At 71.2% G+C, this 23,671-nt stretch carries 25 protein-coding genes; 16 read left to right on the top strand and 9 right to left on the bottom strand.

Going from position 1 to position 23,671, the window contains the following annotated elements:
• Positions 1-30: 30 nt before the first annotated feature.
• Positions 31-879, bottom strand: a complete 849-nt coding sequence (locus tag KXC43_RS12475) for a DUF308 domain-containing protein (protein WP_221376170.1) — start codon at positions 877-879, stop codon at positions 31-33.
• A gap of 129 nt (positions 880-1,008) precedes the next feature.
• Between KXC43_RS12475 and KXC43_RS12470 the strand changes: the two genes are divergently transcribed.
• A complete protein-coding gene (locus tag KXC43_RS12470; protein ID WP_221376169.1) occupies positions 1,009-1,704 on the top strand; it encodes a lysophospholipid acyltransferase family protein in 696 nt (231 codons plus the stop codon).
• Between the two features lie 131 nt (positions 1,705-1,835).
• Here KXC43_RS12470 and KXC43_RS12465 read toward each other — a convergent pair whose 3' ends face one another.
• Complete coding sequence (locus KXC43_RS12465) at positions 1,836-2,516, bottom strand: Crp/Fnr family transcriptional regulator (RefSeq protein WP_255643986.1); 681 nt, start codon at positions 2,514-2,516, stop codon at positions 1,836-1,838.
• A 258-nt stretch (positions 2,517-2,774) separates the two neighbouring features.
• Here KXC43_RS12465 and KXC43_RS12460 point away from each other — a divergent pair, with 258 nt between their 5' ends.
• The 5 genes from KXC43_RS12460 to proC all read left to right on the top strand — a co-directional run bounded on the left by KXC43_RS12460 (position 2,775) and on the right by proC (position 6,753).
• A complete protein-coding gene (locus tag KXC43_RS12460; RefSeq protein WP_221376167.1) occupies positions 2,775-3,620 on the top strand; it encodes a phosphotransferase enzyme family protein in 846 nt (281 codons plus the stop codon).
• Between the two features lie 6 nt (positions 3,621-3,626).
• On the top strand, positions 3,627-4,115 hold the full coding sequence (locus KXC43_RS12455; protein ID WP_221376166.1) for a polyadenylate-specific 3'-exoribonuclease AS: 489 nt from the start codon (positions 3,627-3,629) through the stop codon (positions 4,113-4,115).
• A gap of 83 nt (positions 4,116-4,198) precedes the next feature.
• The gene (locus tag KXC43_RS12450; RefSeq protein WP_221376165.1) at positions 4,199-4,696 is read left to right on the top strand and encodes a pyridoxamine 5'-phosphate oxidase family protein; all 498 of its coding nucleotides are present in this window, start codon (positions 4,199-4,201) and stop codon (positions 4,694-4,696) included.
• Positions 4,697-4,846: 150 nt separating this feature from the next.
• Entirely contained in the window at positions 4,847-5,875 is a 1,029-nt protein-coding gene (locus KXC43_RS12445) for a 6-phosphofructokinase (protein ID WP_221376164.1), read from the top strand.
• Between the two features lie 62 nt (positions 5,876-5,937).
• Entirely contained in the window at positions 5,938-6,753 is an 816-nt protein-coding gene (gene proC, locus KXC43_RS12440; RefSeq protein WP_221376163.1) for a pyrroline-5-carboxylate reductase, read from the top strand.
• Positions 6,754-6,761: 8 nt separating this feature from the next.
• Here the strand turns inward: proC and KXC43_RS12435 are convergent, their stop codons facing one another.
• Entirely contained in the window at positions 6,762-7,439 is a 678-nt protein-coding gene (locus KXC43_RS12435) for a DUF429 domain-containing protein (protein WP_221376162.1), read from the bottom strand.
• Positions 7,440-7,657: 218 nt separating this feature from the next.
• Here KXC43_RS12435 and KXC43_RS12430 point away from each other — a divergent pair, with 218 nt between their 5' ends.
• The 4 genes from KXC43_RS12430 (at position 7,658) to KXC43_RS12415 (ending at position 12,108) form a co-directional block, all read left to right on the top strand.
• Positions 7,658-9,124 carry a glycosyl hydrolase family 18 protein gene (locus KXC43_RS12430; protein WP_221376161.1) on the top strand — a complete coding sequence of 489 codons (1,467 nt, stop codon included), beginning with the start codon at positions 7,658-7,660 and terminating at the stop codon, positions 9,122-9,124.
• Positions 9,125-9,195: 71 nt separating this feature from the next.
• Positions 9,196-10,602 (top strand): class II 3-deoxy-7-phosphoheptulonate synthase, encoded by a 1,407-nt coding sequence (locus KXC43_RS12425; protein ID WP_221376160.1) that lies wholly within the window; start codon positions 9,196-9,198, stop codon positions 10,600-10,602.
• Positions 10,595-11,620, top strand: a complete 1,026-nt coding sequence (locus KXC43_RS12420; protein ID WP_221376159.1) for a threonine aldolase family protein — start codon at positions 10,595-10,597, stop codon at positions 11,618-11,620. The genes KXC43_RS12425 and KXC43_RS12420 overlap by 8 nt, the downstream gene beginning before the upstream one ends.
• On the top strand, positions 11,617-12,108 hold the full coding sequence (locus tag KXC43_RS12415; protein WP_221376158.1) for an NUDIX domain-containing protein: 492 nt from the start codon (positions 11,617-11,619) through the stop codon (positions 12,106-12,108). Before KXC43_RS12420 ends, KXC43_RS12415 begins: the two co-directional genes overlap by 4 nt.
• Here the strand turns inward: KXC43_RS12415 and KXC43_RS12410 are convergent.
• From KXC43_RS12410 to metF, 5 genes are all read right to left on the bottom strand, one after another.
• A complete protein-coding gene (locus KXC43_RS12410) occupies positions 12,092-12,715 on the bottom strand; it encodes a thymidine kinase (RefSeq protein ID WP_221376157.1) in 624 nt (207 codons plus the stop codon). The genes KXC43_RS12415 and KXC43_RS12410 overlap by 17 nt on opposite strands.
• A gap of 47 nt (positions 12,716-12,762) precedes the next feature.
• Positions 12,763-14,202: an MFS transporter gene (locus KXC43_RS12405; RefSeq protein WP_255643936.1), complete on the bottom strand. Its 1,440-nt coding sequence runs from the start codon at positions 14,200-14,202 to the stop codon at positions 12,763-12,765.
• Positions 14,203-14,252: 50 nt separating this feature from the next.
• The gene (locus KXC43_RS12400; protein WP_308129059.1) at positions 14,253-14,720 is read right to left on the bottom strand and encodes a MarR family winged helix-turn-helix transcriptional regulator; all 468 of its coding nucleotides are present in this window, start codon (positions 14,718-14,720) and stop codon (positions 14,253-14,255) included.
• A 153-nt stretch (positions 14,721-14,873) separates the two neighbouring features.
• Positions 14,874-15,527, bottom strand: coding sequence for a CDP-alcohol phosphatidyltransferase family protein (locus KXC43_RS12395; RefSeq protein WP_255643981.1), 654 nt, complete (start codon positions 15,525-15,527; stop codon positions 14,874-14,876).
• Complete coding sequence (gene metF, locus KXC43_RS12390; protein ID WP_221376155.1) at positions 15,524-16,447, bottom strand: methylenetetrahydrofolate reductase [NAD(P)H]; 924 nt, start codon at positions 16,445-16,447, stop codon at positions 15,524-15,526. The genes KXC43_RS12395 and metF overlap by 4 nt, the downstream gene beginning before the upstream one ends.
• 50 nt (positions 16,448-16,497) lie before the next feature.
• On the opposite strand from metF, the gene KXC43_RS12385 reads away from it, so the two are divergent.
• Positions 16,498-17,553: a polyprenyl synthetase family protein gene (locus KXC43_RS12385; RefSeq protein WP_221376301.1), complete on the top strand. Its 1,056-nt coding sequence runs from the start codon at positions 16,498-16,500 to the stop codon at positions 17,551-17,553.
• Between the two features lie 7 nt (positions 17,554-17,560).
• Here the strand turns inward: KXC43_RS12385 and KXC43_RS12380 are convergent, their stop codons facing one another.
• Positions 17,561-17,911 (bottom strand): Rv2175c family DNA-binding protein, encoded by a 351-nt coding sequence (locus tag KXC43_RS12380; RefSeq protein ID WP_221376154.1) that lies wholly within the window; start codon positions 17,909-17,911, stop codon positions 17,561-17,563.
• A gap of 33 nt (positions 17,912-17,944) precedes the next feature.
• On the opposite strand from KXC43_RS12380, the gene KXC43_RS12375 reads away from it, so the two are divergent.
• The 5 genes from KXC43_RS12375 to KXC43_RS12355 all read left to right on the top strand — a co-directional run bounded on the left by KXC43_RS12375 (position 17,945) and on the right by KXC43_RS12355 (position 23,579).
• Positions 17,945-18,673 carry a hypothetical protein gene (locus KXC43_RS12375; protein WP_221376153.1) on the top strand — a complete coding sequence of 243 codons (729 nt, stop codon included), beginning with the start codon at positions 17,945-17,947 and terminating at the stop codon, positions 18,671-18,673.
• A 115-nt stretch (positions 18,674-18,788) separates the two neighbouring features.
• Positions 18,789-20,735 (top strand): Stk1 family PASTA domain-containing Ser/Thr kinase, encoded by a 1,947-nt coding sequence (gene pknB / locus KXC43_RS12370; protein WP_221376152.1) that lies wholly within the window; start codon positions 18,789-18,791, stop codon positions 20,733-20,735.
• Positions 20,726-21,586, top strand: coding sequence for a deoxyribonuclease IV (locus KXC43_RS12365; RefSeq protein WP_308129058.1), 861 nt, complete (start codon positions 20,726-20,728; stop codon positions 21,584-21,586). Before pknB ends, KXC43_RS12365 begins: the two co-directional genes overlap by 10 nt.
• Positions 21,587-21,732: 146 nt before the next feature.
• Positions 21,733-22,317 carry a hypothetical protein gene (locus KXC43_RS12360; RefSeq protein WP_308129057.1) on the top strand — a complete coding sequence of 195 codons (585 nt, stop codon included), beginning with the start codon at positions 21,733-21,735 and terminating at the stop codon, positions 22,315-22,317.
• Positions 22,287-23,579, top strand: a complete 1,293-nt coding sequence (locus KXC43_RS12355; protein ID WP_221376151.1) for an MFS transporter — start codon at positions 22,287-22,289, stop codon at positions 23,577-23,579. Before KXC43_RS12360 ends, KXC43_RS12355 begins: the two co-directional genes overlap by 31 nt.
• The last annotated feature ends 92 nt before the right edge of the window (positions 23,580-23,671 follow it).

Below are 23,671 nucleotides of genomic sequence, written 5' to 3'. Positions count from 1 at the left end.
TAAACATGGTTTTAATTTTCGACCAATGTGTCAGACGACCGCGCCGTTGTCGTCGTCGTAGTCGTCCTCGTCGCCCGACCGCAGCCGCCACACCAGCATGACCGCGCCCGAGACGATCGCCGCGAAGCCGAGCAGCGTCACGTAGTCGCGGTCGATCGGCAACATCGTCGGGAACAGGAAGAGCAGGAAGCCGACCACCACGGAGAGGACGCCGATGATCGCGTACTTGGAGAACCGCGGAAGCGGCGGCGGGGGCGGGGGGACGTAGCGCTCGTCCTCGCCCTCGTCGTCCTCGTCGTCGGGCAGCCCGGCCCCGAACGTGTCGAGGCCGTCGAGCAGCGACGGATCCTGCTCGCCGGGGGCGGGGCGGTCGGTGCGGCGGCGGTTGAGCGAGACGCCGGAGAAATCGGACGCGTTCGACAGGCCGCCGGCACGCGGCGGCTCCTTGGGCGCCTCGATGGCCTCGGAGGCCGGCCACGGCGCGGCGGTGGGGTCGACCGAGTTGTGGAAACCGGCAACAATCTTGGCCCATTCGGCCTCGATGTCGGGCTCGGTGGCCGGGGCGGCCGTCGGGTCGGCCGGGGGAGCCGGCGGCGGCGTGGGCGGTTCGCCGTCGGTCGCCTTGTGCAGATGCTCGCGTGCGACCTCGAGATGGGCCCGGTCGACATAAAGGCGGTCGATCGGCCGCGCGGGCAGAGTGGTGGCGCGCAAGATGGGATTGAGATCCGCCGTGGGCTGCAGATACGCGGCGATGCCGCCCGCTGCCAGCACATCGAGGAGGTGCTCGCCGACGCGTGGATCCACGTCACCCGCGACCGCGTAATCGGCCGCGTCGAGCCCGTTGTCCCGCCGCCCGCGGCGGGCACCACCCGCTGTCACCCCTGCACACTCCCTCGCCGACCGTGCCTTGAATGGTGACACGACATGGACAGGTTGCGGGAGTGCGTTGTGGCGCGCCGCCCCGCTTCGTACGCTTCCAAGACGCCCGGCCGTCCAGGAAAGGACACCGTGTTCTACTGGTTGCTCAAGTATGTGGTTCTCGGACCGGTGCTGAAGCTTCTCTTCCGCCCCGATGTTCGCGGCCTGCCTCACCTGCCCCGTAGCGGGCCGGTGATTCTGGCCTGCAACCACCTCTCGTTCTCCGACTCGATCTTCACACCCCTGGTCGTCGGCCGCAGGGTGACGTTCGTCGCCAAAGCGGAGTACTTCACCGGTAAGGGCATCAAAGGCTGGCTCATGCGCCAGTTCTTCAGCGGAACCGGGACGATCCCCGTTGACCGTTCGGGTGGCCGGGCGGCCCAGGCCGCTCTGAACACGCTGTTGCGGGTGCTGCGCGAGGGCGGTGTCGCGGGCATCTACCCCGAGGGCACCCGATCGCCCGACGGCCGCCTCTACCGCGGCAAGACCGGCGTGGCCCGCCTGGTGCTCGAGAGCGGCGCGCTGGTGGTGCCGGTGGCGCTGCTCAACACCGACGAGATCCAGCCCACCGGCAAGCTGATCCCCAAGGTCAAGCGGGTCCGGATGAGGTTCGGCGAGCCGCTCGACTTCTCCCGCTACGCCCAGGCCAAGGGTGACCGCTTCGTCGAGCGCGCGATCACCGACGAGATCATGTTCGAGCTCATGGCCATGTCCGGCCGCGAGTACGTAGACGTCTACGCCTCAAAGCTGAAGACGTCTATCGAGTCTCCCGGCAGCCGCGACTAAAGTCGCACTGCGCCCGTCGTTGTCGAGGGCGCCGAAAAAGGCTAGGCGAAGCCGAGGGCTTCTTCGGTGGCCTCGACAACGACCTCCCGGGGCGCGGTGCCTGCCGACCGGAGCGAGGCCATCAGGCTCAGTTAACCCACACTCATCCCTGCGCGACGGCGTAGAGCCTGCAGGTCGGTGACGACGATGCGGCGGCCCTCGGTGCGCAGCCAGCCGCGGCTGGCGAACGAGCCGATGGCCTGATTCACGCTCTGCCGGGAACCGCCCGCCATCTCGGCCAGCTGGCTCTGGTTGAGCTCGATGGTGATCATCGGAGCCTGGCTCTCGCCGGCCAGCCGTACGAGCGTCTTGGCCACCCGGCCCGGCAGGTCGAGGAAGACGTGGTCGGTGTTCTGTTCCGTCAGGCGGCGGATCAGGGCGCCGACCGAGCGCATCACGGCGTCGAGGATCCGCGGGTTGGCGTGCACCAGGTCGATGAACGCCGACCGCGAGAGGCTCAGCGCCTGGCAGTCCTCGATCGCCTCGGCCGACGCGCTGCGGGCCGACGCGTCCAGAAGGGACACCTCGCCCAGCACGTCCGGCGGACGGACGACGGTGAGCACCGCGCGCTCGCCGGTCGGCGCGGTGCGGAAGATGGCAACCGCGCCGCGCTTGAGAATGATCAAGGATTCGCCAGGGTCGTGCTCGACAAAGATGATCTGGCCCTTGCGGTACGTGCGTGGGACCGCGGTGGCGATCACCCGCTGGCGGACCTCAGGCTCGAGACCGGCAAACATCTCAACCCCGGTCAGCGCGTCGCCATTGTCCGGCATGCGATGGTCCACGGCGTCATCCCTCCCCCGGTGGGAGCCGTAGCGACGAGTGGCCGCGCCGGCCCCACGACGCGAACGATCACTCTTAGCACACAGCAACCCGCCGGCGCCATTTCTGCGCGCCTGCACCGCGACGCCTCATAGGATCATTCCGCTCCTGTTGCTATCTGTAAACCTCTGGATGCCAAGAGTGATCGCCCACCCGAGGTCACCCCCGTTGTCCGTCAGATTTACGTCATCTGCCCTGACAATCCCGCGGTGCCGGATGCCGAACTGCTTCGAACGACGCTGCGGGACGAGTGGCATCTCGTCCCGAGCGACATCATTGCCCTGGACGACGTGCTGCTGTCACACGGATGGGAGGTGACCGTCGCGGGTGACCAGTACGTCGTCCGGCTGAGTGAACCCGGCGCACGCCTCCCGGTGGAGGCGGGCCTGGTTGCCGCCGAGCATCTGCGGGGCCGGGACATCCCGGCCGGTGAACCGGTGCGCACCCTGGCCGGCGGGCTCACCGCCCAGACCGAGGCCGGCGCGTTCGCCGTGCTGCGCCGGGTGCCCGGCCGCCGGCTCGACGGCGCCGATCCGATCGACCAGCAGTGGTGGGGTGACCGGCTCGGCGCCGTGCACCGGGCGTTGCAGGGCTTCCACCACCCCGGGCTGCGCGCCTGGCAGCCGATCGACACCGGCGCCGGTCACCTCGACGCCGAGCCGTGGCTGCGTGCGGCTGTCGCCGACGCGTCCGCCGCCGCCAAGCGCCTCACGGTCACCGACCGGCTGACGTACGGGGTGCTGCACGGCGACCCGGCGCCCGGCGGCTTCGTCGTCGACCCGGGCACGGGCCGGGCCGGGCTGCTCGACTGCGGGGCGAGCGGGGTCGGGCCGCTGGTCTACGACGTGGCCGCGGCGGTCGTCTACGCCGGCGGGCCGGCGCACTCGAGCGAGTTGATCGACGGTTACCTCGCGGCCGGGCCGGTGGAGGCCGACGAGCTGCACGCCGTGCTGCCGGTGCTGCTGCGGTTGCGCTGGGCTGTGCAGGCCGAACGGGCGGCCCGCTACGGATGCGTGGAGGCGCTGCGGCAAGCTCGGAAGGCCCTGGAACAATAGGCCGCGATGGCCTACAGATATTTCTACGACTGCGAGTTCATCGAGGACGGGCGCCTGGTCGACCTGGTCTCGATCGGCGTGGTCGACGAGTTCGGCCGCGAGTTCTACGCGGTCAGCACCGAGTTCGACGACAGTCGCGCGATTCCCTGGGTGCGCCGCAACGTGCTCGACAAGCTGCCGTCGCCCTCCGACAAGGCGTGGCGCTCGCGCGAGCGGATCCGCGACGACCTGTACGCGTTCCTGAAGGAGCCGGTGGCCGGGCGCGACGAGCAGATCGAGCTGTGGGCCTGGTTCGCCGCGTACGACCACGTGGCGCTGGCCCAGCTGTGGGGCGCGATGCCGGCCCTGCCCCGCGACATCCCGCGCTTCACCAAGGATCTGCGCCAGCTCTGGGACGACCGCGGTCGCCCGGCGCTGCCCACCATGTCGGGCCGGCACGACGCGCTGGTCGACGCCCGCCACAACCTGGCCCGCTGGCGCGCCATGGGTGGGTGAGAGCTGAGCCTGCCCGCGGTGAAACCCGGACGAACCCCGACGCGTCACCGTTTGACCGGTCGATTCACGGGCAGTGGACTGGCATGACCGACAACGAGCAGGAACGCCGCGACAAGGTCAAGGAGATGGTCAAGGATGCCCGCATCGGCATGCTGACCACCATGACGACGGACGGTAAGCACGTGAGCCGGCCGATGGCCCTGCAGGACGTCGAGTTCGACGGCGACCTGTGGTTCTTCACGTACTCCGACTCCGACCTGGTCGAGCAGATCGCCGTGCACCCCGAGGTGAACGTGTCGTTCAGCGACCAGAAGCAGAACAACTGGATCTCCATCGCGGGCCGCGCCGTGCGCACGGACGATCCGGCCAAGGCCAAGGAGCTGTGGAACCCGTTCCTCAAGGCGTGGTTCCCGGAGGGCCTCGAGACGCCCAACCTGACCCTGGTCAAGGTGCACGCCGACACGGCCGAGTACTGGGAGGCCGCGCACAGCTCGAAGGTGATCACGCTGCTGGGTGCGGCCAAAGCCGCCGTGACCGGAAAGACGCCCGACGCGGGCGAGAACGAAACAGTGCGGCTTTAGCGGGGCGGCTGCATCCAGGCGGCGGGCGGCGACTAAAGTTCGGGTCGCAAGCCCGCCCCGGGCTCGGCAGCGCTGCCGACTCATTTCTCCCTGGGGCTCGACGGGCTCGAACAGCTTCTCGCAAACCCCGTTACAGGGAGGACGAGCAACATGCGTATCGGCGTGCTCACCGGCGGCGGCGACTGCCCCGGTCTCAACGCGGTGATCCGGGCGGTGGTCCGCAAGGGCGTCGCCGCGTACGGTCACGAGTTCGTCGGCTTCCGCGACGGCTGGAAGGGCCCGCTCGAGGGTCTGACGAAGCCGCTCGGCATCGCCGAGGTCCGCGGCATCCTGCCCCGGGGTGGCACCATCCTGGGCTCCTCGCGCACCAACCCGTTCAAGATCGACGGTGGTGTCGAGAAGATCAAGGCCAACCTGGCCGAGCAGGGCGTGGACGCGCTCGTGGCGATCGGTGGCGAGGACACCCTCGGCGTCGCCACCAAGCTGAACGACCTGGGCGTCAACGTGGTCGGCGTGCCCAAGACGATCGACAACGACCTGAACGCCACCGACTACACCTTCGGTTTCGACACCGCGGTCAACATCGCGATGGAGGCGATCGACCGGCTGCACACCACGGCCGAGTCGCACCACCGCACGCTGGTCGTCGAGGTCATGGGCCGTCACGCGGGCTGGATCGCCCTGCACGCGGGCCTGGCCGGTGGCGCCAACGTGATCCTGCTGCCCGAGCGCCCGTTCGACGTCGAGCAGGTCGCGACGTACGTGACCAAGCGCTTCCAGGTCGAGTACGCGCCGATCGTCGTCGTCTCCGAGGGCGCCCAGCCGCTCGACGGCCAGATGTCGCTGCAGAGCAAGGAGCTCGACTCCTTCGGCCACGTCCGCCTGGGCGGCATCGGCCAGTGGCTGGCCGAGCAGCTGGAGGAGAAGACCGGCAAGGAGGCCCGCACGGTCGTCCTCGGTCACATCCAGCGCGGTGGCACGCCGACCGCGTTCGACCGGGTGCTCGCGACCCGCTTCGGCCTGCAGGCCATCGACGCCGTCCACGAGGGCGACTTCGGTAAGATGATGGCGCTGCGGGGCACCGACATCGTGCGTGTGCCGCTGATCGACGGCACCGGCGAGCTCAAGACCGTTCCGCTGTCGCGCTACGAAGAGGCCGAAGTCTTCTTCGGCAGCTGACCTAGTCATTGCAGTAAGGGGCGGCCGCCATGGTCGCCCCTTACTTGTCGAGAGGGGCGGGCATGAGCGTCGCGGTGATGGGCACGGGCAAGCTGGGCGAACTGGTCCTGGCCGGGCTGCTGCGCTCGGGGCGGCCGGTCGACCAGGTGCTGGCCACCGCGCGTCGCCCCGAGCGGGCGGCCGAGCTGGCCGAGCGCTACGGCATCCGCCCGTTGTCCAACGAGGCCGCCGTGGCCCGGGCCGATGTGCTCGTCGTCGGCGTCAAGCCGCAGGACGCGGGCAAGCTGCTCGACGAGGTCGGCGGCAAGGTGACGGCGGACAAGCTGGTCGTGTCGCTCTGCGCCGGCCTGCCCACGAGCTTCTTCGCCGAACGGCTGCCCGACGGCGTCCCCGTCGTCCGCGTCATGACCAACACCCCGGCCCTGGTCGACCAGGCGATGTCGGTGCTGTCGCGGGGCGCGCACGCCACCGAGGAGCACCTGGCGACCGCCGAAGAGATCTTCAAGCCGATCGGCCGCACCCTGCGCGTCCCGGAATACCAGCAGGACGCGGTCACCGCCCTCTCCGGCTCCGGCCCGGCGTACCTCTATCTCGTCGTCGAGTCGATGATCGAGGCCGGCGTGCTGCTCGGACTGCCGCGCACCGTCGCCCACGAGCTGGCCGTGCAGACCGCGGTCGGCTCGGCCGTCATGCTGCGCGACTCGGGGGAGCACCCGGCCAAGCTGCGCGAGTCGGTCACCTCCCCGGCCGGCACCACCGCCGCGGCTCTGCGCGAACTCGAGGTCGGCGGCGTGCGCGCGGCCTTTCTCGGCGCTCTCGAGGCGGCCCGTGACCGGGCCCGTCAGATCGCGAGCGACATGGCGGGCCCGGGCCGGTAGGCCGCGTCTCAGTACCAGATGGCGATCTTGCTGCCGTTGTTCTCCTCCGGCGGGCTGGGGTGGCTCAGGGCCGTCCCGGTGGCCATGCGGTGGGCCGACCAGGCGACGGCGGCCGCGTCCAGAATGTCGTCCGGCGGCGCCTGGCCGGCCGGGCCGATCTGGTCGGGCAGCACGATGCCGTTGCGGGCCAGTAGCTCCCGGCGGCGGGCCTGACCGGTCCACGTCTTCTTCGCGTACTGCAGGGGCTCGCCCGCCATCGTGCGGAACGAGACCTCGGGGTGCGCCTCGAAGAGCAGGCCGGGATGTCGTTCCCAGATCGCGTTGGCCTCGAGCAGCTTGGGCCGCAACGCCCAGGACTGCCGGCTCAGCCCGGCGCCGGTCAGCTCGCGGCAGAGCCGGTTGGCCGTGGTGAACTCGGCCTCCTGCCAGACCGCGCGCGGGGGCACCCGGAAGACACTGCCGCGGCGCGGGCCCAGTTGGTCGGCGGCCAGGGTGTCGGCGGCGCGCCAGCGGTCGGGCAGCATGCCGAGGGGGATGTCCACGCCGATGACCGAGGCGCCCGAGCTGCCGGCGACGATCTCATAGAGCGTGGAGGCCAGGACGGCCCGGCCGAACGCGCCGTCGCGCAGCTCGACACCGACCCAGCCGAGGGCGTACGCATCGACTCCGATCACACGAATGCTCATCGGCGGCGTGTGGCCTCAGTGACTACAGCGTCGGAGATGGTCATGCTCGCAGACTACGCGCTGTGTCCGTGAGTGTGCACCCCGTAGCGGCGGCGGTCGCAAAGTCAAGCGTTGGGGCAATCCCGCCGGGACATCTTGACGAGTGTGAATTCCTATGACTACGGTCACTCCCAACGAACTTTTTGGAAAGTTTCCTAACTGTTCCATGAGGAGACCCAGTGCAGAAATCCCTCCGCCGCGCTACCTGGGCGTCGGCGATCGTGCTGGTGGCTGCCACCGCCGCGATCCCGGCGACCCAGGCTTCGGCTGCTGCGGCCTGTGCCCCCGCGTGGTCCTCGAGTGCTGTGTACGTCAAGGACAACGTCGCCTCCCAGAACGGCCACAACTACACCGCCAAGTGGTGGACTCAGAACGAGTCTCCGGCCACGAACAGCAGTCAGTGGGCCGTCTGGATCGACAACGGTGTCTGCGGCGGCACGACGCCCCCCACCACACCCCCCACCACCCCGCCGACGACACCCCCGACGACCCCGCCCACCACGCCGCCGACGACGACCCCGCCCGGCACCAGTGGCAAGAACGTGGTCGGCTACTTCGCCGAGTGGGGCGTCTACGGCCGCCAGTACTTCGTGAAGAACCTGGTCACGTCGGGCTCCGCGGCCAAGCTGACCCACATCCTGTACGCCTTCGGCAACACCACCGGCGGCCAGTGCTCGATCGGTGACGCCTACGCCGACTACGACCAGGCCTACACCGCGGCCAACAGTGTGGACGGCGTGGCCGACACCTGGGACGCCGGCGCGCTGCGCGGTTCGTTCAACCAGCTGCGCAAGCTCAAGAAGCAGTACCCGAACCTGAAGGTGATCTGGTCGTTCGGCGGCTGGACCTGGTCCGGTGGCTTCACGCAGGCCGCGGCCAACCCGACCGCGTTCGCCAACTCCTGCTACAACCTGGTCAAGGACCCCCGCTGGTCGGACGTCTTCGACGGCATCGACCTCGACTGGGAGTACCCGAACGCCTGTGGCCTCACCTGTGACGCCAGCGGCCCCGCGTCGTACAACAACGTGATCACCGCGGTGCGGAACAAGTTCGGCAACAACTTCCTGGTCACCTCGGCCATCTCGGCCGACGGCTCCAACGGCGGCAAGCTGGACGTGGCCGACTACGCGGCCGGCATCTCGAAGCTGAACCTGGTCTTCCCGATGACGTACGACTACTTCGGCGCCTTCGCCCCGCAGGGTCCGACCGCCCCGCACTCGCCGCTCAACTCGTACGCCGGTATCCCGCAGCAGGGCTTCTGGTCCGACGCGGCGATCCAGAAGCTGAAGAGCAAGGGCGTTCCGGCCAGCAAGATGCTCCTCGGCATCGGCTTCTACGGCCGCGGCTGGACGGGCGTCAGCCAGGCCGCCCCGGGTGGTTCGGCGTCCGGCGCGGCGCCGGGCACCTACGAGGCCGGCATCGAGGACTACAAGGTGCTCAAGAACAGCTGCCCGGCCACGGGCACGGTCGGCGGCACCGCGTACGCCAAGTGCGGCAGCAACTGGTGGAGCTACGACACCCCGTCGACCATCGCCGGGAAGATGTCGTACGTGAAGCAGCAGGGTCTCGGCGGAGCCTTCTTCTGGGAGTTCTCCGGAGACACCAGCAACGGCGAGCTGATCAGCGCCATCAAGAACAACCTCTAGTCCTTTTTCTCCTCAGTGGGAAGCGGGGCACCGGGCGCAAGCTCGGTGCCCCGCTTCCGTACGCTTGGGATATGCAGCGAGAGTGGCATCAGCTCAGCTACCCGGGGGTGGGCAACTCGGCCGTCCAGACCTCCCGCCCGTCCACCGACTCCGCCGAGGACGAGGCGCTCGGCCTCGACCGCTGGCGCACTTTGCCGCGGGTACAGATGCCGCCGTGGGCCGACCTGGACGAGGTCGCCTCCGTCTGCCAGGTCCTCGACAACGTGCCGTCGATCGTCGCGCCCTACGAGGTCGACCAGTTGCGGGCCAAGCTGGCCGACGTCTGCGAGGGGCGGGCGTTCCTGCTCCAGGGCGGCGACTGCGCCGAGACGTTCGACAACAACACCGAGAGCCACCTGCTGGCCAACGCGCGCACACTGCTGCAGATGGCGGTCGTGCTGACGTACGGGGCCTCGATGCCCGTCGTCAAGGTGGCGCGCGTCGCCGGGCAGTACACCAAGCCCCGCTCCGCCCCGACCGACTCGCTCGGCCTGCCGGCGTACCGGGGCGACCTGATCAACTCGCTCGAGCCCACCGAGGCGGCGCGCGTGGCCGACCCGCAGCGCATGATCCGGGCCTACGCGAACTCGGCGGCAGCGATGAACATGCTGCGGGCCTACCTGGCCGGCGGCCTGGCCGACCTGCACGGGCTGCACGACTGGAACAAGGACTTCGTCCGGGCCTCGCCGGCCGGTGAGCGGTACGACGCCATCGCCCGCGAGATCGACCGCGCCCTCGACTTCATCCGGGCCTGCGGCATGACCGACAGCGAAGCCCTGCGGACGGTCAGCCTCTACTGCTCCCACGAGGCGCTCGCGCTCGAGTACGACCGCGCGCTCACCCGGGTCAGCGACGGCAAGGCGTACGGCCTGAGCGGGCACTTCCTGTGGATCGGGGAGCGCACCCGCCAGCTCGACCACGCCCACATCGACTTCATCAGCCGGATCGCCAACCCGATCGGCGTCAAGCTCGGCCCCGGCACGTCCCCCGAGACGGCGATCGAGCTCTGCGAGAAGCTGAACCCGCAGAACATCCCGGGCCGGCTCACGCTGATCAGCCGGATGGGCAACGGCAAGGTCCGCGACGCGCTGCCGCCCATCGTCGAGAAGGTGACCGCGGCCGGCGCCAAGGTCGTGTGGCAGTGCGACCCGATGCACGGCAACACCCACGAGTCGTCCAACGGCTACAAGACCCGCCACTTCGACCGGATCGTCGACGAGGTGCTGGGCTACTTCGAGGTGCACCGCGGCCTCGGCACCCACCCGGGCGGCATCCACATCGAGCTGACCGGCGAGGACGTCACCGAGTGCCTCGGCGGCGCGCAGGGCATCGAGGACCTCGACCTGCCCGGCCGCTACGAGACGGCCTGTGACCCCCGCCTGAACACCCAGCAGAGCCTCGAGCTCGCGTTCCTGGTGGCGGAGATGCTTCGTGGTTGATCTTCGATCCGACACGGTCACCCGGCCCACCCCGGCCATGCGTGAGGCCATGGCGTACGCCGAGGTGGGCGACGACGTCTTCGGCGACGACCCGACGGTCCTGCGGCTGGAAGCGCGCGCGGCCGAGATGTTCGGGCACGAGGCGGCGCTGTTCGCGCCCTCGGGCACGATGGCCAACCAGATCGCGCTGCAGCTGCATGTGCCGGCCGGCGGTGAGCTGCTGGCCGGCGGGGACGCGCACGTCGTGACGTACGAGCTGGGCGCGGCGGCGGCTCTGGGCGGCATCAGCACCCGCACCTGGCCGTCGGCCGGCGCCGAGCTGGACGTCGAGCAGATCGCCGCGATGATCCGGCCGCTGGGTTATCCGTCGGTGCCGACGCGGGCGATCGCCGTCGAGCAGACCCACAACCTGGGCGGCGGCACCGTGGTGCCGCTGTCGGTGCTGCGCGATCTGCGCGGCCTGTCCGACAGAACGGGCGTCGGGCTGCACTGCGACGGCGCGCGGATCTGGCATGCGGCCGTGGCTGACGGTGTCTCTCTCGCCGATTACGGTTCCTTGTTCGACACGCTGTCGGTGTGCCTGTCGAAGGGACTCGGCGCGCCGGTCGGCTCGCTGATCATCGGCAGCCGCGACAAGATGACGCAGGCCCGGGTGATCCGCAAGCGGCTGGGCGGCGGCATGCGGCAGGTGGGCATCCTGGCCGCGGCCGGGCTGCACGCGCTGGAACACCACATCGACCGGCTCGCCGACGACCACGCCCGCGCCCGCCGGCTGGCCGAGGCCCTGGCGCCGCACGGCGTGGTCGACCCGGCCGCCGTGCGCACCAACATCGTGCTGCTCGACCTGTCCAAGAGCACGCTCGACGCGCCCGCCCTGACCGCGCTGGCCGCCGAGCAGGGCGTGCTGATCTCTCCGATGCTGCCCTCGATCGCCCGGGTGATCACCCACCTCGACATCGACGACGCCGGGCTCGACCGGACGATCGACGTGCTCAGCGGGCTGCTCCGCTCGGCGTGAGGCTGCGTCATTCCGTACGCGGGCTGGTCGTCGACCCGGACGACCGGCTGCTGCTCTATGCCACGCCGCTGGGCGACGCCACGCTGTGGGTGCCACCCGGCGGCGGCATAGAGCCCGGGGAGACGCTGCTCGACGCGTTGCGGCGCGAGTTGGCCGAGGAGACCGGGCTGGCCGTGGCGGGCACACCGCCGCATGTCTGGCACCGCGAGACACACGGCGTCGACTACGTGCCCGGCTGGGACGGCGTGATCAACGACTACTTCCTGATCCGCTCGCCGGCCTTCACGCCGTGCGGCACCCTCACGCCCGAGCAGCTGGCGGCCGAGAACGTCGGCGAGTTCCGCTGGTGGAGCGTTCCCGAGATCGCCGCGTCGGCTGACGTCTTCTCGCCGCGTGACCTGCTCACCCTGCTGCCCGGGCTGCTGGCCGTCGACCCTCCGGCCGGCCCCGTCGAGATCGACGGCCGGCCCATCATCCGACCAGCGTGACGGCCGGCGCGGGGGAGTACGGCTGGCCGGCGCGGTGGTGGCGGCGGCACAGGACGACGTAGCTGACGTCGGCGTCGGCGTCGGTGTCGGTGTTGCCCACGACGACGGTGTCGCCGTCGCGGACCATCACGCCGCCGGTGACGCGGGCGTTCATCCGGGCCGGCTGGCCGCACCAGCACATCGGATAGACCTGCAACGCCTCGACGACGTCGGCCAGGACGACCAGCCGGGCCGAGCCGGGGAACTGCTCGCCCCGGAAGTCCGACAGCAGGCCGAAGGTGAAGACGTCGAGGTGCTGGTCGTCGACGAGCCAGGCCAGCTGGTCGACCTGTTCGGCCGAGAGGAACTGCGCCTCGTCGACGATGAGGTGGTCGACGCGGGCGCCGGGATGGACCATGACGAGGTGGGCCAGGTCGGTGGCCGCGCCGAACTCGATGGCGTCCGCGCTGATGCCGATGCGTGACGACACTATTCCCTCGCCGGCCCGGTCGAGGCGGGTCATCAGCAGCCCGTTGCGGCCGCAGGCGGCGTACGTGTGCCGGTATTGCAGCACCATCGTGCTTTTGCCGCTGTTCATCGCCGCGTACCGGAAATGCAGTTGAGCCACCGTGCCTTCGCCTCCCCAGACCGGGGAGGAACAATACCTGGCCCCGATCATCGTGCTGGTGGTGCGGCGGCGTTTCCCAAGGCGGCCGTGACTGGAGGCTCGCCTTGCGCGGCAGTGGCGGGTGTGTGGCGCAGGGCGAGGACGACGATCAGCAGGGCGGCGAGGACGAAGCCGGCCGCCACCAGGAAAGCCTGGCTGTAGCCCGCGTGCAGGGCCACCACCTCGGGAACGCCTGGTTCCGAGGCGGCCGTGCGGGTGGCAGCGACGATGGCCAGGACGGAGAGGCCCAGGGCGCCGCCGGCCTGCTGGGCGGTGTTGCTGAAGCCGGAGACCATGCCGGTGTCGGCCGGGGCGGCGCCGGCCATGGCCAGCATGATGATCGACGGGACCGTGACGCCGACGCCGAGGCCCATGATGATCAGTGGGGGGAACATGTCGGCCCAGTAGGACGGGGCGGCGGGCATGCGGTGGAGCAGCAGCACGCCGGCGAACAGCAGCGTCAGGCCGCCGATCAGCACCGGGCGCGGGCCGAACCGGCCGGTCAGGCGGGGCGCCACGAAGAGTGAGACGAGGCCGATCACGATCGGTGTGGGTAGGAACGCGAGGCCGGTGCCGAATGCGTCGTAGCCCATTACCCGCTGTACGAACAGGGCGTTCATGAACTGGAAGCCCATGCCGGTGGCGAACACCAGCACGACGGCGGCGTTCGCGATCAGCAGCCAGGGACGGGCGAGAACGCGCAGCGCGATCAGCGGGCGCCGGGCCAGGCGCTGTCGCAGCACGAATCCGGCCAGGAACAGCACGGCTGCGGTGGCGGCGACGGGGGCGGTGTTGACGATCGCGTACACACCGGACGAGAGACCCGCCGTGATCAGCACGGCCCCCGGCAGGTCGAGACCCCGGCCCACACCCGGGCCGGCCTCGCGGGGGAGCAGGCGGCGACCGGCCAGCCACACGGCCAGGCCGATGGGCACGTTGATCAGGAAGATGACGGGCCAGCCGAGCGCGTCGGTCAGCACGCCGCCGAGCACGAAGCCGGTCGCGGCGCCGCCGGCCTGGGTGAAGCTGTAGATGCCCATGGCCCGGGCCTGCTCCTCGGGGCCGGGGAAGAGCCGCACGATCATGCCGAGCACGACGGCCGCGGCCAGCGCGCCGCCCGCTCCCTGCAGGAACCGTCCGGCGATCAACGCTCCGGCGGTGGGGGCGAACCCGCACAGCAGGCTGGCGACGGTGAAGACGCCGAGGCCCGCGAGAAAGACCCGCCAGGCTCCGACGAGGTCGCCGAGGCGCCCCGCGAACAGCAGCAGCCCGGCGAAGGCGACCAGATAGCCGTTGACCACCCAGGCGACGCCGGCGTCGGAGAAGCCGAGGTCGCGTTGGATGTCCGGCACCGCCACGGCCACGATCGTGCTGTCCAGAACGATCATCAAGGACATGGCGCACAGCACGGCCAGGGCGCCCGCGCGCGCTTTCGGAGAAGCACTCATGGGCCGACCGTAACAGATAATCTGTTACGGGACTATCTGCTGGCGAACCTTCAGCGGCTCCGGGCCCGGCGGACCGGCTGGGGTCCCGGGTCCCGCGTCGTGTCGGCCAACTGGCGCAGCGCATCGACGAAGGCGGCCCTTGCGGCGTCGGGCAGGCTGCTCAGGGCGTCGGCGTGGACGCGGTCGACGATGCGCTGGCCCTCCTCGGCGGCGAGGCGGCCCTTCTCGGTGACGGTGATGACCCGGGCCCGCCGGTCGGTTGCCGAGGGCCTGCGCTCGGCGTAGCCACGGCGCTCCAGGTCGTCGACCGTGCTGACCATGGTGGTCTTGTCGAGGTCGGCCAGGGCGGCCAGCTGGATCTGGGTGCGTTCCTCTTCGAGGGCGTGCGCCAGCACGCACTGCATGCGCGGCGTCAGGTCGACATCGGCCAGGGCTGCCGCGAGCCGGTTCGAGAGTGCGTGGCCGGCCATGTTCAGCAGGCCGGTGACGTCGCGTTCGGTGCGTTCGGGGGCGGACACCGGTCCAGCCTAGCGCCGGATCATCCGTAAGCGGACGATTCGGGGCCGGGACGGTCGACGGACCTGCCCCCGTGTCGGCCCGCCGCCCGGCCCGGCGGCTCCGATGTGGACAACCGTACGGTCCGTGGTCCGCCCCTTACAACCGATTAACGATCACCGCAGGGCGCGGCGGATGGCGATCAGCAGTTGGAGGCCGGCGACCGCGGCCAGAGCCAGCCAGACGGCGGTGGCCGCGGTGATCAGCGGGGCGTAGGCGAACGCGGCCAGCAGGCCGAAGATGGCCACCAGGACCCGGGTCGGGCGCTCGGCGACGGTGACCACGCCTATCTCGGACATGCCGGCCGCGGTGGCCCGGGCTCGGGCGTACTCCTGCAGCCAGCTCGCGGCGCCGGCGGTGACGGCCAGCCAGCCCGGAGCGCCGGCCAGCCAGAACGCGACCAGCCAGGCCAGCTCGCCCAGCCGGTCGGCCACCGAGTCGTAGACGTAGCCGAGGCGGGTGGTCCGGCCGGTGAGGACGGCGACGGCGCCGTCCAGGCCGTCGGCCAGGGCGGCCACCAGCACCAGAACCGCGGCCAGCAAGATGCCCGGGCGGTCCAGCAGCACCACCGACGCGGGCACCAGGAAGCAGATCAGCAGGCCCGCGGTGGTCACGGCCATCGGGCCGACGCGGTGGCGGCCGAGCCAGGAGCCGACGGCGTACGCGATCCGCACCCAGCCCCGTACGAGAAAATTTGCCTCACGAGGGTCGAAGCCGCCGTGCAGCCGGGACCACGCCCCGGCGTAGTCGTCCCAGAGCACGGGGGTCAGGCGGCCGCGGCCACGTCCGAGGGGGCCAGCAGCTGCCACACCTCGCGCGTCGCCGTCGACCGGTTGAGCGTGATGAAGTGGATCCCGGGGATGCCCTCGTCGAGCAGGCGGGCGCACATCTCGGCGCACACCTCGACGCCGAGCGCGCGCACCGCGGCCTCGTCGTGGGCCACCTTTTCGAAGCGGGCCAGCAGCGCGGGCGGGAACGGGGCGCCGGAGAGCTGCGACGAGCGCTCGATCGTGGCCATCCGGGTCACCGGCATGACGCCGGGCACGATCGGGGTGTCGCAGCCGGCCGCCGCCACCCGGTCGCGCAGTCGCAGGTAGTCGTCGGCCTCGAAGAACATCTGGGTGATGGCGAAGTCGGCGCCGGCCCGGCACTTGCGTACGAAATGGGCCGTGTCCGTCTCGATGTCGGCCGAGCGCGGGTGTTTGTAGGGGAACGCGGCCACCCCCACGCTGAAATCGCCCGACTGCTTGACCAGGCGCACCAGGTCTTCGGCGTAGTGCACGCCCTGGGGGTGCCGGACCCACTCGCCCATCGGGTCGCCGGGCGGGTCGCCCCGCACCGCGAGCACGTTGCGGATGCCCGCCCCGGCCAGGCGGCCGATCACGTTGCGCAGCTCGGCCACCGAGTGGTTGACCGCCGTCAGATGGGCCATCGGCAGCAGCGTCGTCTCCGTGGCGACGCGCTCGGTCACCGCGACCGTGGTGTCGCGCGTCGTGCCGCCCGCACCGTAGGTGATCGAGACGAAGCTGGGCCGCAGCGGCTCGAGCTCGCGGATCGCGCGCCACAGCAGGCGCTCGCCCTCGGGCGTCTTGGGCGGGAAGAACTCGAACGAGAACGTCGGGACGCCCCCGCGGATGAGCTCGCCGATGGCCGGCGTGCCGGGAAGACGAGAAGGAAGTCCGAGAGCCACAGGAAGACTCTACCGACGGCTTGGGTTAGCGTCGTCCCGTGACCTCCCCCCTGGAAGCCGCTGACCTGCGGGCCCGCGTGGACAAGGCGCTCGCCGCGTTCCTCGCCGAACAGCGTTCCCGCCTCACCGGCATCGATCCCGCCCTGGCCGCGGTGGCCGAGGCGCTGGAGGATTTCGTGCTGGGCGGGGGCAAGCGGCTGCGGCCGGCGTTCGCCTACTGGGGGTTCCGGGGCGCCCACGGGCCCGACTCGGACCAGATCGTCACCGCTGTCGCCGCGCTCGAGTTCGTGCAGGCCAGCGCGCTGATCCACGACGACCTGATGGACCGCTCGGACACCCGCCGCGGGGAGCCCTCGGTGCACCGCCGGTTCGAGGCGCGGCACACGGCGGCCGGCTGGCGGGGCGGGGCGGCGGCCTTCGGTGACAGCGCCGCGGTGCTGCTGGGTGATCTGGCCCTGGTCTGGTCGGACGAGCTGCTGCACACCTCGGGCGTCGCCCCGTCCGACCTGGCCCGGGCGCGCCCGGTCTTCGACGAGATGCGCACCGAGGTCACCGTCGGGCAGTACCTGGACGTGCTGACCCAGGCAACGGCCGACACGTCGCTCGACCGGGCCGGCAAGGTGGCCCGGTTCAAGTCGGCCAAGTACACCGTCGAGCGGCCGCTCCTGCTGGGTGCGGCGCTGGCCGGGGCGCCGGCCGAGGTGCACGACGCCTACTCGGCGTTCGGGCTGCCGCTGGGCGAGGCCTTTCAGCTGCGGGACGACGTGCTCGGCGTCTTCGGCGACCCCGCGCAGACCGGCAAGCCGGCAGGCGACGACCTGCGGGAGGGCAAGCGCACCTATCTGGTGGCGGCGGCCTTCGCGGGGCTCGATGATTCCGGCCGTACGGAACTGGACGCCGGACTGGGCGACCAGGGGCTCGACTTCGACGGCGTGACCCGGCTGCGCGCGCTGATCCGTGAGAGCGGCGCGCTGGCCGCCACCGAGCGGCGCATCGACGAGCTGATGGCAGCGTCGCTGGCCGCCCTCGACAAGGCCCGCGTCGACGAGGAGGCGCGGGAGGTCCTGCACCGCCTCGCCGACGCCGCCACCCGGCGTACGGTCTGACGCCGGTCTAGAAACCCAGCGCCTGAGCGCGTCTCTTCACCTCGCGGGCGCGGTCGCCGCCGAGGCCCTTGGCGGCGTTCCCATCGAGTGTGTCGTCCGGCTGGTACAGCCACCGGAGGGCCTCTTCGTCGTTGTACCCGGCGTCACGCAGCAAGTTCAGCACGCCGGGGAGGTGCTTCAGCACTGTGCTGTTGGCCACCAGGTCGGCGGGGACCACGCGGATGCCGTCACGGCGCACCGCGAGCAGGTGCCCGTCGCGGATCATCTGGTGGACCTTGCTGATCGACAGATCGAGCTTCGTGGACACGTCGGGCAGGGTGACCCACTCGGCCGGTCCGGCGGTTACGGAATCGCTCACACCTACAGCGTACGAGAGCGGAGAAGGAACCCGATGAGCGTGCTGCGCAGGACCCGCACGGAGGTGGCCGGCGCGTGGCGTTCGCTGCGCTACGACCTGGGCCGGACCCCGGCCCAGCCGCCCGCCGACGGACCGGACGTCACGTCGACCGGGATGGGCACCTGGGGCCTGGACGGCCTGGTCGAGCAGGTCGGACCCGAACCGGCGCCGCGCGCCCGCCGGCCGCGCCGGGCCGTGGCGATGACCGCGTTCGGGACGCTGACCGTGGTCGGGGCGGCCGGGGCGTACCTGGCCGTGGTGAACGGACTCGGCTCGCTGACGGCCGAGAAGCCGGCCGCGGCCGACACGTTCCCGCCGCGGGCCGCGGTGACCACCGGCGTCGGAACGGGACCCTCGACCCGGCCCGTCACCACCACCACGACGCGCGCCACCGTGGTCGCCCCGCGCCGGACCGTGGCCGTCGTCCCGCCCCCGCCCCCGCCCGCGGACCGGACACTGCCCGTTGCTGCGCCACCGCCTGCCGCGCCGGCGGCGAAGGGTCCGATCCGGACGGTGAAGCCGGCAAATCCGGAATGTCACTGCCAACCGCCCGTGCCGACGCCGACCGCGCCCACCTCGTCGCCGTCGCCCACGCCGTCACCGACCCCCTCCGCATCGGGGCCGCCGAGCTCCAGCCCTTCGCCGAGCGAGTCCGCGGACGGCTCCGCGGCGCCGTCGCCGAGCCGTTCCTGGGACGGCAGACGCCATCGGCGGCACCACTAAATCCGCTTTTGCCGGGGCGGTTCGGGCGGGGGTGACGCATGCCTCCGTACCCGTTTGGACTCAGCTGTGACATCCTGGACCGCCCCCACGCGAAAGACACATACACTTCACGCCGATGGACACCACAGTCGCCGACACGTTGATCGGCACGACGATTGACGGCCGCTACCGGATCACCGGTCGCGTGGCCCGTGGTGGCATGGCAACCGTCTACACAGCCACCGATGAACGACTCGAGCGCACCGTCGCCCTGAAGATCATTCACCCGTCGCAGGCAGCCAACGCCCACTTCGTGGACAGGTTCACCGACGAGGCCAAGACGATCGCCCGGCTCACCCATCCCAACGTCGTCGCCGTGTACGACCAGGGCCGCCACCAGGGCCTGCCCTATCTGGTCATGGAGTACGTGCAGGGCCGCACCCTGCGCGACCTGCTCACCCAGCGCCGCCGGCTCAGTCCGGTCGAGGCGCTGGCGATCCTCGAGCAGATGCTCGCCGCGATCGCCGCCGCCCACCGGGCCGGCCTCGTCCACCGGGACGTCAAGCCCGAGAACGTGCTGGTCGCCGAGGCGCCCAGCGGTGGCCTGGCCAACCTGGTCGACGCCGTGGTCAAGGTGGCCGACTTCGGGCTCGCGCGCGCCGTCGAGGCGAGCAGCGCCGACGATTCCGGTCAGCTCATGGCCACGGTGGCCTACGTGGCGCCGGAACTCGTCACCGACGGCCACGCCGACGCGCGCACCGACGTCTACTCGGCCGGCATCGTGCTGTTCGAGATGCTGACCGGCCGGGTGCCGTTCGACGGCGACGACCCGGTGGCGGTCGCCTGGCAGCACGTCGACAACGACGTTCCGGCCCCGTCGAGCCTGGTCAAGGGCCTGCCCAAGGTGCTCGACGACCTCACCGCGCGGGCCACCCGCCGCGACCCGGGGGCCCGGCCGACCGACGCCGGCGCGCTGCTGGCCGAGGTGCAGACCGTGCGCGACGATCTCGGCGCCGCCAACGTCGAGACGGCGCTGCTGCGTCAGGTGCCACCGACCCGGGGCGCGATGGTCGACGCCACCGCGGTGGTGCCCGCCGTCGGCGCCGGCGACCGGCCCTCGTGGGCGCGGTTGCCCAACCAGGCCGCCCCGCGCGGTCAGGAATACACCGCGGGCCGCCTCCCACGATCGGCCAAGCGGGGCAGCGAAGGCCCCGACCGTCGGCGCATCCTGCTGTCGGCTGCGATCGCGGTGATGGTGCTGGTCGTCGTCGGCAGCACGTGGTGGGTCACGCTGGGCCGCTACACCGACGCGCCCTCGCTGATCAATCAGACCAAGGCGCAGGTCGAGCTGAGCGCACAGCAGCAGGGCTTCGAGATCCTGTACGGCGACGGCGCGTACAGCGAGTCGGCCCCCAAGGACACGGTGGTGTCGCAGGACCCGGCGCCGGACGGCAAGGTCGTCAAGGGTGGCGTCATCACGGTGACGCTGTCGCTGGGCCCGGAGCGTTTCGCGGTGCCCGACCTGGCCGGGGCCGAGCTGGCCGCCGCCCGGGGCGAGCTCGAACAGCTCAGCCTAAAAGTGAAAGAGGGCGCGAGCCAGTACAGCGACACGGTGCCCGAGGGGGCGGTCATCTCGTCCGACCCCAAGACGGGCACGCAGCTCAAGCGCGGGGCGACGGTCACGGTCGTGGTCAGCAAGGGCCGCGCCCCGATCCGGGTGCCGGATCTCACCGGCAAGAACATCAACGACGCCCGCAACGAGCTGGCCCAGCTGGGGCTGACCGCGGCCGAGCGCTACAAGGACAGCGACCAGCCCAAGGACGCGGTCATCGGGCAGAACCCCAAGGCGGGCACCGGCGCCAACAAGGACGACGAGGTCACCCTCGACGTCAGCAAGGGCCCGCCGCTGGTCACCGTGCCCGACCTGACCAACCAGCCGTGCCAGCAGGCCAAGGCCGCCCTCGAGCAACTGGGTCTGCGCGTGCGCATCGACTTCAATCCCAATGCGTTCGTACGCAGCCAGCAGCCGGGCGGCAACACCCAGGTCGAACCGCAGACCGAGGTGGCCCTGCAGTGCTTCTAAATCACCGCCGGATCGGGTCGCACACCAAGACGTCGGGCGGGTTGGCCAAGGCCGCCCTCCCGTACGCCGACGCCGCGGGGTCCGAGACGCTGCAGGTGTACGTGTCGAACTCGCGCGGCTGGGCTCTGCCGCCGGGCGACCCGAAGCAGGACGTGCTGTTCCGCGACGGCATCGGCGAGCGCGAGGTTCCGGCGTACATCCATGCCTCGCTGCTGGTGAACCTGGGCTCACCGACCGGGCTGACCGTCGAGAAGTCGATCGCCGTGCTGGCCCACGCGCTGGAGCGGGGCAAGGCGATCGGCGCCACCGCCGTGGTGTTCCACGCGGGCAGCTCGGTCGACGAGGCGCACGACGACAAGGCGTTCCACCAGCTGCGTGAAGCTCTGCTGCCGTTGCTCGACCGCGACGGCATGCCGCAGCTGCTGGTCGAGCCGAGCGCCGGTGGCGGGCGCAGCCTGGCCTCCAAGGTGCAGGATCTCTCGCGGTATCTGGACGCCGTCGACAACCATCCGCGCCTGGGCGTCTGCTTCGACACCTGCCACGCCTGGGCGGCCGGGCACGACCTGGCCACGCCGGGCGGCATGACGGCGACGCTGGACGCCCTGGTCGCGTCGGTGGGTCCCGGCCGGCTCCAGCTGATCCACGCCAACGACTCGAAGGACGACTGCGGTTCGACCCGCGACCGGCACGAGACGATCGGCCAGGGCCGCATCGGGGCCGCGCCCTTCGCCGAGTTGCTGGCCCACCCCGCGACGGCCGGCATTCCGGTGATCGTGGAGACGCCGACGGTCGAGCACGAGGGCCACGCCGCCGACATCGCCCTGCTGAAGTCGCTGCGCCCGGCCGCCTGACTCCTTCCGGCCTGCTCCGGACGGTTTTCCCGCTGGACGCCTCCTCCCTGGCTGGTCGGCGAATTCGGGGCCGCCACAGCGCCGGTACGAGAGGCGTTGCCCGCCGAACCATGTCAATTAAGTGTTGACATTGCTAGGGTAGCGGCGTGGCTGATCTGACGGACTTGCGGGGGATTCCGGCCGCACGGGCGCGGCTCGAGGCTCGCGAGCTCGACCTCATCGACCAGGCCCGGCGCGCGGGCGCCACCTGGGGCGAGATCGCGGACGCGCTCGGGCTGGGCAGCCGGCAGGCGGCCGAGCAGCGGCGGTTGCGTCTTGTCGCGGCTGTCCGCGCTGCGCCGTCCGTGCCCGACGAGTACGGCGAAAAGATCGCTGAGCTGCGTAAATCGGCGCTCGACCTGCACCGTCGGGTCGGTGCCGACCGCCGCTGGGACCGTCGCTTCACCCGCGCCGTCCTCGTGCGCGAGACGCTGGCCGCCGTGCCCGGCGCGACCGGCGGGGCCTTGTTCGCCCTGGCCGAGGCGGTGACGGCCGACCTCGACGCCGCGGTCGCCGCGGCGGAACGTCCGCTGCCGGCCACCACCCGTGCCGCCGTCGACCGTCTGCGGCACGCATTGGCCGCAGCGTCACCAAACATTGACAGCTTGCCGCTCAACTCTGAAGGATATGAGTCCTCGCCACTCAATCCTCCGGAGGCGGCATGCGGCGCAACGCGCTCCTGTTCGTGCTGATCTCGCTGCTGTCCGGCTTCGGCAGCACGACCATGACGTTGGCCGCCGGCATCTGGGTCTACGACCTCACCGGCTCGGTCAGCCTGGCCGCGCTGACGGCCGTCTGCGTCTACGCGCCCACATTCGCCGCGCCCTGGCTGGGCGGGCTGGCCGACCGCCTGCCCCGGCGCCCGCTGCTCATCGTGGTCGACCTGGCCCTGGGCGGCATCATGCTGGCGCTGCTCGCCGTCCGGTCCGCCGGAGCAGCCTGGCTGATCTTCGCCGTGCTGCTGGTCCGCGGCGTCGGCTACGTGCTGATCGACGCCGGCGAGACCGCCATCCTGCCGTCGGCCCTGTCCCGGAAGATCCTGGCCGACGTGAACGGCTGGCGTTCCAGCGCCCAGGAGGGCATGAAGCTGGTGGCGCCGCTGGCCGGCGCGAGCCTGTACGCCTGGCAGGGGCCGACAGCCGTCATCGTCCTCAGCGCCGCCACACCGCTGCTCACGGCTGCCTGCTACACCGCAGTTCGCCTCAACGCGCCGGCCGCCGTCAACTCCGGGGGAGCGGCCGAGGACGTGGCCGGTGCGGTCGTCGGCGCGGGAGGCGCGGGCGCGGCGGGTGCGGCCGTCGGTGCGGCAGGAGTGGGAGAGGCAGGCCGGCCCGACGAAGGACGCGGGTTCCGGGCCGGGCTGCGGGCGTTGTTCGGGGTGGCTGCCGTGCGGGGGCCGGTGCTACTGGCGGCGGTCGCCATCGGGGCGTCGGGGTTGAAGGACGCTGCGGTGCTGGCCCACCTCGTGCACGATCTGCAGCTGCCGGCGACCCGCCTGGGGTATCTCGGCACGGCGCAGGGGGCGGGGTCGATCGTCTCGGGGCTCGTGGTCGGGCGGTTGCTGGCTCGGACGGCGCCGCTCACGGTCGTGGGGGTCGGGGCTGTCCTGTTCGCGGCCGGCTGCCTGGCCCAGTCGCTGCCGTGGTGGCCGGCGATGATCGTGGGCAGCCTGGTGATCGGCGTCGGGTTGCCGTGGACCCTGATCGCGGCCGTGACCGCCGTGCAGACCCTGACGCCGGACCACCTGCTCGGACGGGTCGCCGCTACCTCCACCACGGTCATGTTCGCTCCGGTCGCCGTCGGTATCCCGCTGGGGGCCGCCCTCGTCCATCTCGGCGCTGTCCTGCCGCTGATCGCCGCCGCAGTCCTCGGCGTCGCGGCCGGAGTGATCGCGCTGCGAGGGGCAAGCAGTCGGCGGGATGCGGCGGCCGCTATCGAAACGGCGCGCATTTGAACGGCGGGTGCGCACTTGAACGGCGGGTGCGCGCTTAGAACGGCGCGTGGGCTTCAGACGGCGCGCGCTGAAAACGGTGAGCGCCTGAAACG

This window comes from Paractinoplanes polyasparticus (assembly GCF_019710575.1).
GTDB classification, from domain to species: domain Bacteria; phylum Actinomycetota; class Actinomycetes; order Mycobacteriales; family Micromonosporaceae; genus Actinoplanes; species Actinoplanes polyasparticus.
This window is presented reverse-complemented; position numbering and strand designations above follow the sequence as displayed.

Excerpts from the sequence above, each read along its gene's own strand:
- KXC43_RS12465 (WP_255643986.1), bottom strand. The coding sequence starts at position 2,516 with ATGCCGGACAATGGCGACGCGCTGACCGGGGTTGAGATGTTTGCCGGT.
- KXC43_RS12455 (WP_221376166.1), top strand. The coding sequence starts at position 3,627 with ATGGCCTACAGATATTTCTACGACTGCGAGTTCATCGAGGACGGGCGC.
- KXC43_RS12450 (WP_221376165.1), top strand. The coding sequence starts at position 4,199 with ATGACCGACAACGAGCAGGAACGCCGCGACAAGGTCAAGGAGATGGTC.
- KXC43_RS12445 (WP_221376164.1), top strand. The coding sequence starts at position 4,847 with ATGCGTATCGGCGTGCTCACCGGCGGCGGCGACTGCCCCGGTCTCAAC.
- proC (WP_221376163.1), top strand. The coding sequence starts at position 5,938 with ATGAGCGTCGCGGTGATGGGCACGGGCAAGCTGGGCGAACTGGTCCTG.
- KXC43_RS12435 (WP_221376162.1), bottom strand. The coding sequence starts at position 7,439 with ATGAGCATTCGTGTGATCGGAGTCGATGCGTACGCCCTCGGCTGGGTC.
- KXC43_RS12425 (WP_221376160.1), top strand. The coding sequence starts at position 9,196 with ATGCAGCGAGAGTGGCATCAGCTCAGCTACCCGGGGGTGGGCAACTCG.
- KXC43_RS12405 (WP_255643936.1), bottom strand. The coding sequence starts at position 14,202 with ATGAGTGCTTCTCCGAAAGCGCGCGCGGGCGCCCTGGCCGTGCTGTGC.
- KXC43_RS12375 (WP_221376153.1), top strand. The coding sequence starts at position 17,945 with ATGAGCGTGCTGCGCAGGACCCGCACGGAGGTGGCCGGCGCGTGGCGT.
- pknB (WP_221376152.1), top strand. The coding sequence starts at position 18,789 with ATGGACACCACAGTCGCCGACACGTTGATCGGCACGACGATTGACGGC.
- KXC43_RS12355 (WP_221376151.1), top strand. The coding sequence starts at position 22,287 with ATGCGGCGCAACGCGCTCCTGTTCGTGCTGATCTCGCTGCTGTCCGGC.